The organism is Arthrobacter sp. ISL-30 (genome assembly GCF_018613855.1).
Lineage (GTDB): Bacteria > Actinomycetota > Actinomycetes > Actinomycetales > Micrococcaceae > Arthrobacter.
Window position 1 is genome coordinate 24,275 of sequence record NZ_JAGGPK010000013.1, and the last position, 15,607, is coordinate 39,881.

General features: G+C 64.2%; 13 protein-coding genes. 10 read left to right on the plus strand and 3 right to left on the minus strand.

Annotation, left to right across the window (positions count from 1 at the left end):
* Positions 1-10: 10 nt before the first annotated feature.
* The 3 genes from J7E82_RS05685 to rsmD are packed head-to-tail and all read left to right on the plus strand — an operon-like array spanning position 11 to position 3,896.
* Positions 11-1,015, plus strand: a complete 1,005-nt coding sequence (locus J7E82_RS05685) for a DAK2 domain-containing protein (protein ID WP_214861524.1) — start codon at positions 11-13, stop codon at positions 1,013-1,015.
* Complete coding sequence (locus tag J7E82_RS05690; protein ID WP_214861346.1) at positions 1,005-3,320, plus strand: ATP-dependent DNA helicase RecG; 2,316 nt, start codon at positions 1,005-1,007, stop codon at positions 3,318-3,320. Before J7E82_RS05685 ends, J7E82_RS05690 begins: the two co-directional genes overlap by 11 nt.
* Before the next feature lie 9 nt (positions 3,321-3,329).
* Complete coding sequence (gene rsmD, locus J7E82_RS05695) at positions 3,330-3,896, plus strand: 16S rRNA (guanine(966)-N(2))-methyltransferase RsmD (RefSeq protein WP_214861348.1); 567 nt, start codon at positions 3,330-3,332, stop codon at positions 3,894-3,896.
* Here the strand turns inward: rsmD and J7E82_RS05700 are convergent.
* Positions 3,893-4,621 (minus strand): fused MFS/spermidine synthase, encoded by a 729-nt coding sequence (locus J7E82_RS05700; RefSeq protein WP_308113634.1) that lies wholly within the window; start codon positions 4,619-4,621, stop codon positions 3,893-3,895. The genes rsmD and J7E82_RS05700 overlap by 4 nt on opposite strands.
* Positions 4,622-4,722: 101 nt before the next feature.
* Positions 4,723-5,892: an aminotransferase class I/II-fold pyridoxal phosphate-dependent enzyme gene (locus tag J7E82_RS05705; protein WP_214861526.1), complete on the minus strand. Its 1,170-nt coding sequence runs from the start codon at positions 5,890-5,892 to the stop codon at positions 4,723-4,725.
* A 152-nt stretch (positions 5,893-6,044) separates the two neighbouring features.
* Here J7E82_RS05705 and coaD point away from each other — a divergent pair, with 152 nt between their 5' ends.
* From coaD to ftsY, 7 genes are all read left to right on the plus strand, one after another.
* Positions 6,045-6,527: a pantetheine-phosphate adenylyltransferase gene (gene coaD, locus J7E82_RS05710; protein WP_214861352.1), complete on the plus strand. Its 483-nt coding sequence runs from the start codon at positions 6,045-6,047 to the stop codon at positions 6,525-6,527.
* A 208-nt stretch (positions 6,528-6,735) separates the two neighbouring features.
* Positions 6,736-7,260, plus strand: a complete 525-nt coding sequence (locus J7E82_RS05715; protein ID WP_214861528.1) for a DUF177 domain-containing protein — start codon at positions 6,736-6,738, stop codon at positions 7,258-7,260.
* A gap of 37 nt (positions 7,261-7,297) precedes the next feature.
* Complete coding sequence (gene rpmF / locus J7E82_RS05720) at positions 7,298-7,501, plus strand: 50S ribosomal protein L32 (protein ID WP_214861354.1); 204 nt, start codon at positions 7,298-7,300, stop codon at positions 7,499-7,501.
* Positions 7,502-7,517: 16 nt separating this feature from the next.
* Positions 7,518-8,264: a ribonuclease III gene (gene rnc / locus J7E82_RS05725; RefSeq protein WP_214861356.1), complete on the plus strand. Its 747-nt coding sequence runs from the start codon at positions 7,518-7,520 to the stop codon at positions 8,262-8,264.
* A gap of 24 nt (positions 8,265-8,288) precedes the next feature.
* A complete protein-coding gene (gene mutM, locus J7E82_RS05730; RefSeq protein WP_214861358.1) occupies positions 8,289-9,242 on the plus strand; it encodes a bifunctional DNA-formamidopyrimidine glycosylase/DNA-(apurinic or apyrimidinic site) lyase in 954 nt (317 codons plus the stop codon).
* An 88-nt stretch (positions 9,243-9,330) separates the two neighbouring features.
* The gene (gene smc / locus J7E82_RS05735; protein ID WP_214861530.1) at positions 9,331-12,972 is read left to right on the plus strand and encodes a chromosome segregation protein SMC; all 3,642 of its coding nucleotides are present in this window, start codon (positions 9,331-9,333) and stop codon (positions 12,970-12,972) included.
* 20 nt (positions 12,973-12,992) lie between these two features.
* Positions 12,993-14,201, plus strand: a complete 1,209-nt coding sequence (gene ftsY / locus J7E82_RS05740) for a signal recognition particle-docking protein FtsY (protein WP_214861360.1) — start codon at positions 12,993-12,995, stop codon at positions 14,199-14,201.
* A 65-nt stretch (positions 14,202-14,266) separates the two neighbouring features.
* Here ftsY and J7E82_RS05745 read toward each other — a convergent pair whose 3' ends face one another.
* Complete coding sequence (locus J7E82_RS05745) at positions 14,267-15,493, minus strand: MFS transporter (RefSeq protein WP_251041504.1); 1,227 nt, start codon at positions 15,491-15,493, stop codon at positions 14,267-14,269.
* Positions 15,494-15,607: the final 114 nt, after the last annotated feature.

The following is a 15,607-nucleotide window of genomic DNA, read 5'->3' on the forward strand; positions in this document are numbered from 1 at the left end:
CGCGCAGGCGATGAAACGGTGGTTGGGCAAGGCCGAAACCACTCTCGGCAATCACAGCGACCGCCTGAACGCCATCAATATCTTCCCGGTGGCTGACGGTGACACAGGAACCAACCTCTACCTCACCGTGCGGGCTGCGAAACTTGCTGTCGAGGAGGCCCCGAACGACGTCGGCGCCCTTTTAGCCCAGGCGGGCCAGGCAGCCATGGAACAGGCCCGCGGCAACTCCGGCACTCTGTTCGCCGTCTTTCTTTGTGCTGCCGCTGAGCCTCTGGTCGGTAAGCAGCGGCTCAGTGCGCCGTTGCTTGCCACTGCGTTGAACCGGGCACAGATCCGGGCTTGGTCTGCTCTGAGCGAGCCCGTTCCGGGAACGATGCTTTCGGTACTGGAAGCGGCCGCCATTGCCGCCGGAGCTGTGGATTCCGCCCAGAACGGGGACGACAGCAATCACTCCTTGGCCCAGGCGCTGGATGCCACTGTTGGCGCAGCCTTCGAAGCCGTGGTCCGAACGGAGGACCAGCTCGCGCCCCTGCATGAAGCCCATGTTGTGGATGCGGGCGGGGTGGGGATGCTGCTGATCCTCGATTGCCTTCGTTCGGCGGTGCTGGGGGAGGAGATCGGCGAGGACCTCCTGGACGGGCTGCACGGCTACAGGCTGCAAGACCCCCACATCCACACCGATATGCCGGATGACGACGGCGTAGAGGTCATGTGCACGATCTCGCTGTCGCCGCTTGACGCGGCCATGCTCCGTCAACGGCTCGACGAAATCGGAGACTCCGTCATCATGAGCCAGGTTGGAGGACAGCCCGGCGAGGAGCCCGACGAGCAAAGCTATCGTTGGCGCGTTCACGTCCATGTGCCCGACGCCGGACCTGCCGTCGCCCTGATCCGCTCACTGGGGGAACCCGCTGACATCAGTGTCAGCCAGCTGGCCCTGCCCCGTGATCCGGCGGCCCTGGACCCGGTAGCCCTGGACTCCGTAGCCATGGACCAGCAAAGACATGACGCCTGAGCACCTCAACAAGGCCGGGCGTCCGAACGAGGAACCACGGCTGCCGCTTGAGCGGAGGATCGGCAAGCGTTCGGCCGCTGTTATCGAAAAGAACCTCGGCTTGCACACCGTGGGCGAACTGCTGAACTATTTCCCGCGGCGATACCTCAGCCGCGGCGAACTAACCCCGATCAGCCAGCTCCCCCTCGACGAGGAAGTGACACTCGTCGCCCGCGTTTTGTCCAACTCCACCCGCCAGATGCGCGCCAGGCGGGGATCCCTGACTGATGTGGTTGTCACGGACGACACCGGAGGGGGCGGCCGTCCGGGCATGCTGAAGATCAGTTTCTTCAACGGCTTCCGCGCCAGGAGCGAACTCCAGCCCGGACGCCGTGCCATGTTCTCGGCGAAAGTCACCCGTTACGGCGGATCGCTCGGGCTCACTAATCCCGACTTCATGCTGCTTGACGACGACCCCGAACTCGCCGGGTCAATGGACCCGGAGAAGCTCGCCGCCATGCCGATCCCGGTCTACCCGGCCACGGCCAAACTCACCAGTTGGTCCATCCACAAAGTCATTTCGACGCTCCTGGACACCGTGGACCTCGACGCCCTGGAAGATCCCCTGCCGGACGGGATCGTCCGCCGTGAGGGTTTCCTGAACATTGCACGGTCCTACCGCCTGATCCACTCGCCGGAAACGGCAGTTGACTGGCAGCTCGCGAGGGATCGGTTCCGTTACCAGGAGGCGCTGGTCCTGCAAGCCGCCCTGGCCCGTCGTCGGGCACAATTGGCGGCCGAGGAGGCGACAGCGAGGCGTCCCCGGCCGGACGGATTGCTTTACGCCTTCGATGCCCAGCTTCCCTTCACCCTGACAGCCGGCCAGTCCGCCGTCGGGAAGACCCTCTCGGAGGAACTGGCGAGGGACACTCCCATGAACCGCCTCCTCCAAGGCGAGGTTGGCTCGGGCAAGACCATCGTGGCCCTGCGTGCCATGCTGCAGGTGGTGGACGCCGGGGGACAAGCCGCGCTGCTGGCCCCCACCGAGGTACTCGCCGCCCAGCACTACGAGTCGATCAGGCGAACGCTTGGTTCGCTGGCGCGCGACGGACTTTTCGGCGGCGCCGGAATGCTCGGGGCCAGTGGCGGCTCGGATGGCGTGCAGGTCACGCTCCTCACCGGTTCCATGCCGACGGCGGCCAGGAAGCAGGCGATGCTGGACGCGGCTTCAGGCAATGCCGGCATCATCATCGGAACCCATGCCCTGTTAAGTGACAAAACCTCCTTCCAGGATCTAGGCCTGATCGTCGTCGACGAGCAGCACCGCTTCGGAGTGGAACAGCGCGATGCCTTAAGGGCCAAAGCCAGCAGGCCTCCGCACCTGCTCGTCATGACAGCCACCCCGATCCCGCGGACTGTGGCCATGACAGTCTTCGGCGACCTGGAGACCTCCATCCTCGATGAACTGCCTGCGGGCAGGGCGTCAATTTCCACGCACGTTGTCGGGCTCGCCGAGAACCCCGCCTGGGCGGACCGGATCTGGACCCGCTCCCGGGAAGAGATCGACGCCAGCCATCAGGTCTATGTCGTCTGCCCCAAGATCGGAGATGACGACGACGGCGACTTCAGTCCGGGCGAAGAAGAACTGGATGCAGAACCGGGCGATGTGGAACTGGGCGAGTCGGACCTCGAAGGCGAAGCCGCGTCCCGGGTGCTCGCCTCAGTGAACGGCGTCGTGGAGCTCCTGCGGGAAGAACCGGCGCTGCGCGGTATCCGGATCGAACCACTGCACGGCAGGCAGGACCCGGCAGTGAAGACCACAACGATGGCCTCGTTTACGGCCAACGAAACGTCCGTACTGGTTTCGACGACGGTCATCGAAGTGGGGGTGGACGTCCACAACGCCACCCTCATGGTGATCCTGGATGCGGACCGCTTCGGCATCTCACAGTTGCACCAGCTGCGTGGCCGCGTAGGCCGCGGTGGCCTGCCGGGGACGTGCCTGCTTGTCACGACGCTTGAACCAGGCCATCCCAGCCGGCGTCGCCTTGACGCCGTGGCCGCAACAACCGATGGCTTTGAGCTGTCCCAGGAGGACCTCAAGCTCAGGCGTGAGGGCGACATCCTGGGCGCGTCCCAGTCCGGAGGGCGATCAACGCTGCGGCTGTTGCGAGTCCTGGAACACGAAGAGGTCATTTCAAGGGCTCGGGAGGATGCCCAGGCGATCGTTGCAGCAGATCCGGACCTCGCCGGCCACTCCACCCTGGCAGCCGCCATCGATGAGTACTTGAACCCCGAAAAGGAGGCGTTCCTTGAACGCGGCTAGGAACAGCGGATGAGCCGGATTATTGCCGGAGTTGCCGGAGGTACGCCCCTTGCCAACGTGCCCGGTTCCGCCACGCGACCCACCACAGATCGCGTGAAGGAGGCACTCTTTTCCCGGCTGGAAGCCTTGGACGCCATTGTGGATGCCCGAGTCCTCGATCTCTTCGCGGGGTCGGGTTCGCTGGGCGTGGAGAGCGCCAGCCGGGGTGCTGCTTCAGTAGACCTGGTGGAGTTCGATGCCCGCGCCAGCGATATCTGCCAGCGGAATGCCGACCTGATCAACCAAGTGCTTGGCGGCAAGACCGTGACCGTCCACCGCTCCAAGGTCGAGTCATTCCTTGACCGGACCCAGGACGGCATTCGGTGGGATCTCGTGTTCCTGGATCCGCCGTACCCCCTGGATGAATCCGCGCTGGGGTCAGTGTTGTCCAAGCTCGCCCCGTTCCTGGACGCGGCCGCCGTCGTGGTGGTTGAGCGTTCTTCCCGAACGCCGGAGCCGGATTGGCCGGAGACCCTGGAGCGGTTCGCGGAAAAGAAATACGGCGAAACCCGGCTCTGGCTCGCAGAACCAGCCTAGCCAGCGATCCTGTCCAGTTCGACGCCGGCCAGCACGGTTGCCGGGTGGGGGCCGCGCGCGGTGAGCTCCTCTGACCAGCCGGATGGCCAGCGTGCCTGGGTCCCGATGAGGATAATGTTGCCGGGGTAGCGGCCGTCAAACATCCCGCTCTCGGCGAAGGCCGCAACGTCAGGCATGGCCTCCCGCAGCGCGGCGACCTGGCTTCGGACCAGCGTCAGTCCGGGTTCGTCGCCGACATTGACGATCAGAACGCCATCCGGTTGGAGCCTGGCGGCCACCTCACGATAGAACTCGGCGCTGGCCAGATGTGCGGGCGCCTCCGGCCCGGAGAAGATGTCCAGGATCACGACGTCGAACCGGGATTCGGAGGGGAAGCGGTTGAGGACGTCCCTCGCGTCACCGATGTAGGTCTGCAGCTTGGTACCGTCCGGCAGCGGCAGGCGCTGAAGCACGAAATCGAGGAGTTCGCGCTCTAGCTCCACGGCAAACTGCTCCGACCCCGGTCGGGTCGCCTGGATGTACCTTGCCAATGTAAGGGCGCCCGCACCGAGGTGCATAGCTGTTATCGGCTGCCCTGCCGGCGCGGCAAGGTCGACCACATGGCCTATCCGACGGAGGTATTCGTAGAGGATCTCCGCGGGAGAGGCGAGATTGACGTGCGACTGTTCGGCGCCGCCGATACTCAGCACGTAGGCACCGTCCGTGAAGGTGTCCGGCTCAATCACGGCATGCTGGCCGGAAGCGCGCAGGAAACGTGTTCCAAGCGGGGACTCTGGATCGCTACGTTTTGGACCCGGGCGATCCCTGTGAGATCTGCCCACCCCGATCAGAGCCTGTCCCGTAGCGTGGCCAGCCTGGCTGCGGCTTCCTCCAGGACCTCGGTCTTCTTGCAAAAGGCGAAACGCAGGAGGCTGCGAGTTCTGGCCTGGCCCTCCGGGTGGCAGAACACGGGCACGGGGATAGCTGCGACGCCCACCAGCGACGGAAGCCGCCGTGCCAGCTCAACTGAATCGGCGGTGCCCAGGGGCGCCGTATCGACGTTGATGAAATATGTTCCCTGGGGGAGGAAAACGTCCAGCCCCGCGGCCGAGAGGCCCGCCGCAAGGATATCGCGCTTGTGCTGGAGGGCGGCCGCGATGCCTGAGTAGAACTCATCCGGCAGGCCAAGGCCCACCGCGATGGCAGGTTGGAATGGCGTCCCCGAGCTATAAGTAAGGAACTGCTTGACAGTACGGACGGCCGCGACCAGTGACGCCGGGCCGCTCAGCCAACCGACTTTCCAGCCAGTGAACGAGAACGTCTTGCCGCCCGAGGAAATCGTAATGGTGCGGTCCGCTGCCCCTGGCAGGCTGGCCACAGGGACATGCCCGACGCCGAAGGTGAGGTGCTCGTACACCTCATCGCTGACGATGATGGCCCCATATTCGCCGGCCATTTGCACCACGCGTTCCAGTACCTCGCGGGGGAATACCGCACCGGTCGGGTTGTGCGGGTTGTTGAGGAGCACCACCTTCGTCTTTGCTGAGAGGGCGGCTTCCAAGGCATCCAGGTCGGGCATGAAATCCGGCGCCAGCAGGGGGACTGTGCGATGTGTTGCTCCCGCCAGTCCAATCATTGCGCCGTAGGAATCGTAGAAGGGTTCAAAGGTGAGGACTTCGTCCCCGGGCCGGATGAACGCCATGAGGGATGCCGCGATGCCCTCGGTCGCGCCGGTGGTGATGATGACTTCGGTCTCCGGATCAGGGGTGAGCCCGTAGAAGCGCTCCTGGTGGGCGGCCACGGCTTCGCGAAGTTGGGCGATGCCCTTGCCCGGCGCGTACTGGTTGGCTCCGGCGGCGATCGCCTCCTGCGCCGCAGCCTTGATTTCTGCGGGGCCGTCCTCGTCGGGAAACCCCTGCCCAAGATTGATGGCACCGGTAGCGACGGCGAGGGCGGTCATCTCCTCGAAAATGGTTATGCCCAGGGCGCCGTCGGGGGAAAGGAGGTTCGCTCCCATAGCCGCGCGCTGCCACGGCGCTGGCGTCTCCAGTCGGGATGAGGCCGGGCTTGTCACTGGCTGCTGCCTTCCTGCGGGCACGGGTCTCGGCTGGTCCGGACCTGGCGCTTCAGTCATGGTATCCCGGAGGCTGCATGGGGTAGGTTCGAAGCATGAGACGCGCAGTGTGCCCTGGCTCCTTCGACCCCATCCACAACGGCCACCTTGAGGTCATTGCGCGGGCCGCAGGTCTCTTTGATGAAGTCATCGTCGCGGTATCCACTAACTACACCAAGAAGTACCGCTTCACCCTTGACGAGCGTATGGACATGGCCAGGGAGACTCTCGCGTCGTTGCGTGGAATCATCGTCGAGCCTATGGGTGAGGGGCTGCTCGCGGAGTACTGCAGGCACCGTGGCGTCTCCGCCATAGTCAAAGGCCTCCGCTCCTCCTCGGACTTCGACTACGAACTGCCGATGGCTACCATGAACCGTCAGCTCACGGGCGTGGAGACGGTCTTCCTCCCGGCGGAAGCCCACTACGTTCACCTGTCGTCCACCCTGATCAAGGAGGTCTCGCTCCTCGGCGGAGACATTTCTGACTTTGTGCCTCGATCAGTGCTGAAAAGGCTTCTCGCGGGCGAGTCCCGCCCCTGACCGGAACTTCAACAGGTAAGCTGTTTCGGTACCTTAGGAGCCCGGACCCATCTGCTTTCGGGGACGATGGTTTCTATGGGGCCCGATCGGCCTGGGGAGAGCACGCCGGACCCTGTCCGGTTTGAGTCCCTTGGCGGGATCAGGCTAAGATAGTACGTCGGTCATATGTTCTACAGGAGTTCTCATCAAACGTGATGCTGGTTCGCCCCTGACGCTCGACGTCAGGGATCTCGGACGCAGTCCGGGAACCATGCGGACACTCAAGGAACATGTACCTGCACCAAGTGACCTTGGTGTAGCGCTCATTGGCGTTCAGGAAGGCTCGGATATCGAGCTCGACCTGAGGCTTGAGGCCGTACACGAAGGAATTCTGGTATCAGGAACCGCGCTAGCCGAAGTTGTGGGCGAGTGCGGTCGATGCCTGGATCCCCTTGCGTATGACCTTGAGGTCAATGTGCAAGAGCTTTTCTTCTACGAAGGCATTCAGCTTTCCGACGGAGAAGACGATGAAGAGCAACGTCGAGTCGAGCACGATCTAATCGATCTTGAGCCGGTGTTGCGGGACGCAGTGGTGACCATGCTGCCGTTCCAGCCGGTGTGCCGGGAAGACTGCCAGGGTCTTTGCTCCGAATGTGGAGTTCGCCTGGAAGATGAACCGGGGCACCACCACGAGGTCTTGGATCCTCGCTGGGCTGCCCTGGCTGACCTGGCTAAGCCTGACCGGCAAAATTGATTAACAAGTGTTGGACTAAGAGAGAAATGAGTTAGCCGTGGCTGTTCCCAAGCGGAAAATGTCTCGCGCAAATACCCGCGCACGCCGCTCCCAGTGGAAGGCAACTGCCCCCCACCTGGTAAAGACCATCGAAAACGGCCAGGTTACCTACAGCCTGCCGCACCAGGCAAAGGTCGTTACCGACTCCGCCGGCACCGCGCTGTTCCTTGAGTACAAGGGCCGCAAGGTCGCTGACGTCTGATCTGCCAGCAGGTCTGATGCCTTCAACTGAAGAGCTTCTGAAGCGTCTCGGCGTCGATATCGACGCCGAGACGCTTCGTCTTGCTCTAACTCATCGTTCATACGCCTACGAGAACGGTGGCATTCCCACTAACGAACGGCTTGAGTTCCTCGGGGACTCCATTCTGGGTTTCTCCGTCACGGACGCCCTCTACCGTGACAACCCGGACCTGCCCGAAGGCGAACTCGCCAAGCGGCGCTCCGCCGTCGTGAGCACGCGGGCACTGGCCGCTATTGGCCGTGAGCTGGGCATCGGGGAATACATTTACCTTGGCCAGGGCGAAAAGCTCACGGACGGCAAGAACAAAGCGTCCATCCTGGCGGACACCATGGAGGCCCTCATTGGCGCCACCTACCTCTCCAACGACATTGAGACTGCCCGCCAACTGGTCATGCGGATGGTCGGTCCGCTCCTTCGCGACGCCGCCGCCCTCGGCGCGGGTACTGACTGGAAGACCAGCATCCAGGAGCTGACGGCCAGCCGCCAGCTCGGCGCCATCTTCTACGCGGTGGAGGGTTCCGGCCCCGACCACGCCAGGACCTTCGAGGCGATATTGCAGATCGGCGGCGTCGCGTACGGCAAGGGCTTTGGCCATTCGAAAAAGGAAGCCGAACAGGAAGCAGCGGCCGATGCCTGGCGCTCCCTGAGCCAGCAAGGCGCCGCGACTCGCTCTTCCGGAGGCCACAGCCGCTCCACAGGCACCCCCGGCACCCTAAGCAACTAATCCACTGCGCCTGAGTAGTCCACTGTGCCCGAGCTTCCTGAAGTCGAAGTAGTACGACGCGGCCTGGCGCGCTGGGTTCGCGGCCGGACTGTCACGAGTGTCGAGGTAATTGATCCGCGATCCATTCGGCGGCATGCCCTGGGTGTTGAAGACTTCATCGGCAATCTCGAGGGCGCAACCGTGACGGACGTCGTCCGTCGTGGAAAATTCCTGTGGTTGCCACTAGAAGCGCCTGGATCCGATGACGGCCAGGAACTTCCCGGCGTGGCCCTCATGGCGCACCTGGGCATGAGCGGGCAGCTGCTCGTGCAGGATCCCGCTGTGCCGGATGAGAAGCACCTGAAGGTGAGGCTCCGGCTGAGCGATTCCGAAGGCATGCCTGAGGAACTGCGTTTTGTCGACCAGCGGATCTTCGGCGGTCTTTTCATAACGTCCCTGGTGCCCACTCCCGACGGCGGTCCCGGCGGCCTCGGGGAGACCCCCCTTCCCGAAATTGCCGAGGAAGCATCGCACATCGCGCGGGATCCGCTGGACCCCTATTTCGACTTTGAAGCTTTCTTCCGACGGCTTCATGCTCGCAAGACCGGCCTGAAACGCGCTCTCCTGGACCAAGGGCTGGTGTCAGGCATTGGCAACATCTATGCGGATGAGGCGTTGTGGCGGGCACAGCTTCACTATGCGAGACCGACCGACACGATGCGGCGCAAGGACGCCCTCAGGATCGTGCAAGCGGCGACGGATGTCATGAGGGATTCCCTGGCGGCAGGAGGCACGAGTTTCGACTCGCTGTATGTAAACGTCAACGGGGACTCGGGGTACTTCTCCCGGTCCCTCAACGTCTATGGCAGGGAAGGCCAGCCGTGCCGCCGCTGCAGCGCTTCGGGTTTGCCCGGCATCATCAAGCGGGAACAGTTCATGAACCGGTCCTCCTATACTTGCCCGGTGTGCCAGCCACGTCCGCGGAACGCCCGCCTCTAAGCCGTCAATTCCAGGCAATTCCAGCGGGGCGCAGTAGATTTGGGTGGAAACAAGCACCTGCCGCGCCATCCGGGAGTACCGAACCACCTTGCATTTGAAAAGCCTGACTGTACGAGGATTCAAGTCGTTTGCGTCAGCCACGACGTTCGACTTTGAGCCCGGCGTGACCGCGGTGGTTGGCCCTAACGGTTCCGGAAAGTCCAATGTCGTTGACGCCCTGTCCTGGGTCATGGGCGAACAGGGCGCCAAGACACTGCGCGGCGGCAAGATGGAGGACGTCATTTTCGCCGGCACATCGGGGCGGCCGCCCCTTGGCCGCGCCCATGTTTCCTTGACCATCGACAACACCGACGGCGCCCTTCCCATCGAATACAGCGAGGTGACCATCTCGCGCACCCTCTTCCGTACTGGAGGGTCGGAATACGCCATCAACGGCTCTTCGTGCCGGCTCCTGGACATCCAGGAGCTCCTGTCGGACTCGGGCCTCGGCCGAGAGATGCACGTAATCGTGGGCCAGGGCCAGTTGGACAAGGTCCTTCACGCGACCCCGGAGGACCGCCGCGGCTTTATCGAGGAAGCCGCCGGCATTCTCAAGCACCGCCGCCGCAAGGAAAAGACGGTCCGTAAGCTCGAAGCCATGCAGGCCAACCTCCAGCGCCTCAGCGACCTCACCGCCGAGATCCGGCGTCAACTGACTCCCCTTGGCAAGCAGGCGGAAATCGCCCGCCGCGCCCAGGGCGTCCAATTCGACGTACGGGACGCGAAGGCCAGGCTGCTCGCGGATGACCTGGTGCAGTTGCAGACGGCCTTGGAACAGGAAGTGGCCGACGAGGCCGCCCTCAAGGAACGCCGGACGCAAGTAGAGGCCGGGCTCCGCGAAGGAAGGCAACAGCAGGCGCGCCTTGAGCAACTGGCGGCCGAAGCTACTCCGCGGCTCAATGCCGCCCGCGACAACTGGTACCAGCTCTCGACAACACGGGAGCGGCTGCGTTCCCTGGGCTCCCTCGCCGAGGAGAGACGACGCCTTCTCGGATCGTCTGACGCAGTCCCCGATTCCGGCCGCGACCCTGAACAACTCGAACAGCAGGCAGCCCGCGTCCGCCAGGAACAAGCCGGCCTTGAAGCTGAAATCGTGGAGCGGCGGGAGGCCCTGGAGGATGCAACAACGGCGCGGGCAGAAGCCGAACTCGCAGCCGCAGACGAAGATAAGAGACTCACCGCCCTGCTCCGGGCCGCGGCGGACCGACGCGAAGGGCTCGCCAAACTTGCTGGTCAGGTCGGGGCAGCCCGTTCCCGGGTGGAAGCGGCCGAGGCCGAACGGGGGAGGCTTCGCGACTCGCTGGCTGCGGGGGAGGAGCGCAGGCGCCATGCCCAGCAAGAATTCGTCGCCCTCGAATCCCAAGTTGCGGGGGCCGAAGACGGCGAGGAGGGCCTCGATGCCGATTACGAAGAAGCCTGCGAGGCAGTGGATGCTGCCGTGGCCGATATCGAGGCACTCAGGGCTGAAGGACGCGATGCTTTACGGGAAAGGGATTCCCTGGCCGCACGCCGGGATGCCCTGCAGCTCGGCCTGAACCGCAAGGACGGCTCCGGTGCGCTTTTGGCCGCTGGCGGGAAATCAGTCAGGGGATCCCTTGCGCAACTGCTTGCTGTTGAGCCAGGCTACGAAGCTGCCGTCGCCGCCGCTCTTGCGGATTCTTCTGAAGCTGTTGTTGTTGACAGCATGCAGGCTGCGGTCGATTCCCTCCGACTGCTGAAAGATGACGACGCCGGCCGTGCCTCCCTCCTGCTGGCGGCGCAGGCTCCGCCTGCTGATCCTCGCGACGGCGACCTTCCCCCGGTCGAACTACCAGAGACCGAACTTCCAGAGACCGAACTTCCGGTTGGCGCCCGCTGGGCCGCCGGACTAGTGAGCTTCCTGGAAACCCAGGCGGGCCACGCCGATGCCGGGGGCGTGCTCAGGCTCCTGCGGCAGGCCGTCGTCGTCGACGACCTTGATGCGGCGGCGCGCCTCATTACTCAGCACCCCAACCTGAAGGCCGTCACCCTCGCCGGTGATGTCTTCACAGCTTTGACCGTCACGGGCGGCTCGGCGGGCGCGCTATCCCTCCTGGAAATCCAGGCGGCGGTGGAGGACGCCACCACCAGGCTGCAAACGGTCACGGCGACAATTGAGCGCAACCGCTTCGCCCTCGCGGACGCCGAACGCCGGCGAGCCGAGGCGCAGCAGCGGGCCGACGCCGCGCTGGAGAAGCTCCACGACTCCGACGCACGGCTTGCCGCCGTATCCGAACGGCTCGGTCACCTCAACTCCATGCTCCGCAGCGCAGTGGGGGAAAGCGAACGGCTCGCGGCCTCCCTTGCACAGGCCGAAGCGAACATCCAGGCCGAGGAGATGGCCCTCGAGGTAGCCCTGGAGCGGCTTAGCGCAGCGCAGGACACACCCGACGACGGCGAGCCGTCCACGGCGCATCGGGATGCCTTGGCCCAAGCTGCCACGGCGGCACGATCTGCCGAAATGGAGGCCAGATTGTCCCTCCGAAGCGCCGAGGAGCAGCTCGGGGCCATCATCAATAGGGCTGCTTCACTGCAACGTGCGGCAGCCACCGAACGCCGCGCGAGGGAGGAGGCCGCCCGCAGGGCAAAGCAGCGCCGGGCCCAGGCAAGGCGTGCGGGAAGCGTGGCGGTCGCCGTCGAACAGGCGTTGCGGTTCATCGACACCTCGCTGGCGCAGGCAGGGCACGAGCGCGACCTCGCCGAGGAAAACCGTGAACTCCGGGAAGCGGAACTGTCCCGCCTTCGCAGCGAAAATGACACATTGGCCCGCGAGCTGGCTGAACTGACCGATTCTGTGCACCGGGATGAGCTGGCACGGGCGCAGCAGCGACTCAGGATCGAGGCTCTTGAAACGCGCTCCGTCGAGGAGCTGGGCCTTGCAGCTGGGCAGCTGGTGGAGGAATACGGTCCCCATCGTCCTGTCCCCGTCCGTCCCGCGGCAGGCCAGGACAAATGGGCCGAACTCAGGACACCGGTGGATGAGGAAGGCAACTCCCTGATCGAGGGCATTCCTTTCGACCGCGTCGAGCAGGAGAAGCGGCTCAGGAAGGCTGAACGGGAGCTCTCTGCCCTGGGCAAGGTCAACCCCCTTGCCCTCGAAGAGTTCGCCGCACTGGAAGAACGGCACCAGTTCCTCAGCACGCAGCTTGAGGACCTGAAGTCCAGCCGGAAGGACCTCCTGGACATCATCAAGGAAGTGGATAACCGGGTCCAGCAAGTTTTTGCCGAGGCGTTCGCAGACACCGCAGCCCAGTTCGACAGGGTCTTCGCCCGTCTCTTTCCCGGCGGAGAAGGCCGGCTGGTTTTGACTGAGCCGGGCGATATGTTGTCCACCGGGATCGAAGTCGAGGCCCGGCCGGCGGGAAAGAAGATCAAGCGGCTCTCGCTCCTATCCGGCGGCGAAAGGTCCCTGACTGCCGTGGCGCTTCTCGTGGCAATTTTCAAGGCCCGTCCATCGCCTTTCTATGTGATGGACGAAGTGGAGGCGGCCCTGGACGACACCAACCTGGGGCGGCTCATCACCATCTTCGAGGAGCTGCGGGAGTCCAGTCAGCTGATCGTCATCACCCACCAGAAACGAACCATGGAGGTTGCTGACGCCCTCTACGGCGTGACAATGCGTGGCGATGGGGTGTCCACAGTCATCAGCCAACGGCTCGCAGCCGAGGTCTAGCTTTATGAGAAGCTAGGGGTGTGAATGAACTCCTCCCCGTGATTCTGTCCGTTCTCGCTGCCCTCGTGGTTCTTGGTGGGCTCATCCCGGTCCTGATGAAGGCCCGGAAATCGGTGTCGAAATACCCGGAGCAGCGTGATGCCAATGACCCGACCCCAACTGCAGGCGGTACCGGGACGCTCGTGGAGGCACCTCCGGCTGAAGCCGGACAGGGAACCCGGACTGAACCTGGGCTGGCCGAGGAACCCACGGTTGAGGTTCCGGACGACGCCGCCGGCCTTGAAACCATCCCCGTCGAGACTCCGGCCCCCGTGGAAGGGCGGCTGAACCGCCTGCGAGCGAGGCTCGTGAAGTCGAACAACATCCTCGGCAAGGGCCTCCTGGCGCTCCTGTCCAGCGACAACATCGACGAAAACGTCTGGGACGAAGTTGAGGAAACACTGCTGCTGGCGGACCTCGGCACGGAACCCACCATGCAACTGGTCGATGCCCTTCGCGAGCGGGTCAAGGTCCTCGGCACGCGATCGCCTGAGGACGTCAAGGCACTCCTGCGCGAAGAGCTCATCAAGCTTGTCGATCCCACCATGGACCGGGCCCTGAATGTCCAGCGCCCCGCCGACCGTCCTGCCGTGATGATGGTGGTGGGAGTCAACGGCGTCGGCAAGACCACTACTGTGGGCAAGCTGGCACGTGTCCTCGTAGCCGAAGACAAGGACGTCCTTCTCGGCGCGGCAGATACCTTCCGTGCCGCTGCCGCCGAACAGCTCGCCACGTGGGGGCAGCGCGTCGGCGTGCCCACAGTGAAGTCGGACATCGACGGCGCGGACCCGGCATCTGTCGCTTATGAAGCGGTGAAGGCCGGAATTGAGCAGGAAGTCGACGTCGTCATGATCGACACCGCTGGCCGCCTGCAGAACAAGGTCGGCCTCATGGACGAACTTAGCAAGGTCAAGCGGGTCATCGGAAAGCTTGCGGAAGTGGATGAAGTCCTGCTTGTCCTTGATGCCACCACAGGGCAGAACGGGCTCAACCAGGCGCGCGTGTTCTCGGAGGTCGTGAACATCACCGGCATCGTCCTGACCAAGCTCGACGGCACCGCCAAGGGCGGCATCGTCGTCGCGATCCAGAGGGCCCTCGGGGTACCAGTCAAGCTGATAGGACTGGGGGAAGGACCTGACGACCTCGCCCCATTCGAGGCAGAGGCCTTCGTGGACGCGCTGCTGAACTAAAGCCCTTCAAAAGAGGGGGACTGCTGTACGAACAGTTCTGCCTGATGATTTTCGACGGCGGCCGGCTAGCCCGGCCGCCGTTCCAGTGTCTCCCGTGACCACAGCCAGAATGCCGCGGACAGCAGCAGGATGCCTCCGGTCACCCCAAACGCCCAGCCATAGCCGAAGCTGTCTGCGACAAGGCCCGCCAGGACGGGACCCACGATCGCACCCGTGTCGGCCGCCATCTGGAAGACGGCCAGGACACGTCCGCCGGAGCGCCCCCTGCCGATGACGTCCGCCACCGCTGCCTGCTGGGCAGGGCCGAGAAGGCCGGAGCCAAACCCCGAGACTGCCGAGGCAAGCAGGAACGTGAGGAGGTCGCCCGTGAAGCCGATAGCTGCTGTCGACAGGCCCGTGACCACAAGCCCGGTGAGCATCATCGGCTTGCGGCCGAATCCATCGGCCAGACGACCGGAGAAAGTCAGTGCAAGGGCATTGCCGGCCGCGAACACAGCGAGGGCCCAGCCAGCCGCTTCAGGCCCCGCGCCAAGGGCAGCCACGGCGAACAGCGGGACGGTGGCCATTCGTACCCCGAAAGTCGCCCAGCCGTTGGTAAAGCTTGAGGCGAGCGAGGCACGGTAGGCGGAGTTGGCGAGGGCCTCCCGGAGTGGCATGGGCGCCATCGCTGTCCCCTGGGGGTCTGCGGTTCCGCCGACCCTGTGTAACTGCGTGGCTACTACGGCAGCGGCGACCACAAGTGCGGCGGCATAGGCAAGGAAGGGAACACGGAGCCCGTACCCGGCCAGGAAGCCGCCAACGACAGGTCCGCAGACGCTTCCCAGTAGAAACGCCGAGGCATAGGCTCCGGAGACCCTGCCACGGCTTTCCGCTGGAGCCAGCCGCACCAGCAGGGCCATCGCAGCCACTGTAAACATGACGGAGCCGGCCCCTCCCAGCCCTCGGAAGACGAGGAGTTGCCAGTAATTCTGGGCGAAGGCGCAGGCCGCCGTAGAGGCCGCGACGATGAGCAGTCCTGTGACATAGACACTGCGCTCGCCCAGCCGGCCGATCAGGGCTCCACCTGCCGGCGCGAAGAGAAGCCGCATGAACGCGAAAATGCTCACGATCACTGCGGCGGCGGTTGCTCCGACGTCGAAGGTGGTTGCGAATTGTGGCAACACGGGGGCAACGAGCCCGAAGCCAAGGGCAATAAGGAAGGCTGCGACCAACATCACCTTGATGTCTCGGGGCAACGCCGTCTTTTGGGGCCGTAGCCCCCGTGTTCTAGCGGCTGTGGAACCTTCGGTCATTCCTGGTGGTCCTTTGGCATGAGCGGCTCAGGGAGAGCTCGGTGGATCGGGTGAAACATGTCTGTAACAAGAAGGATATGCACCATTTACTTCGGCGAGGTTCTTGTAACAATC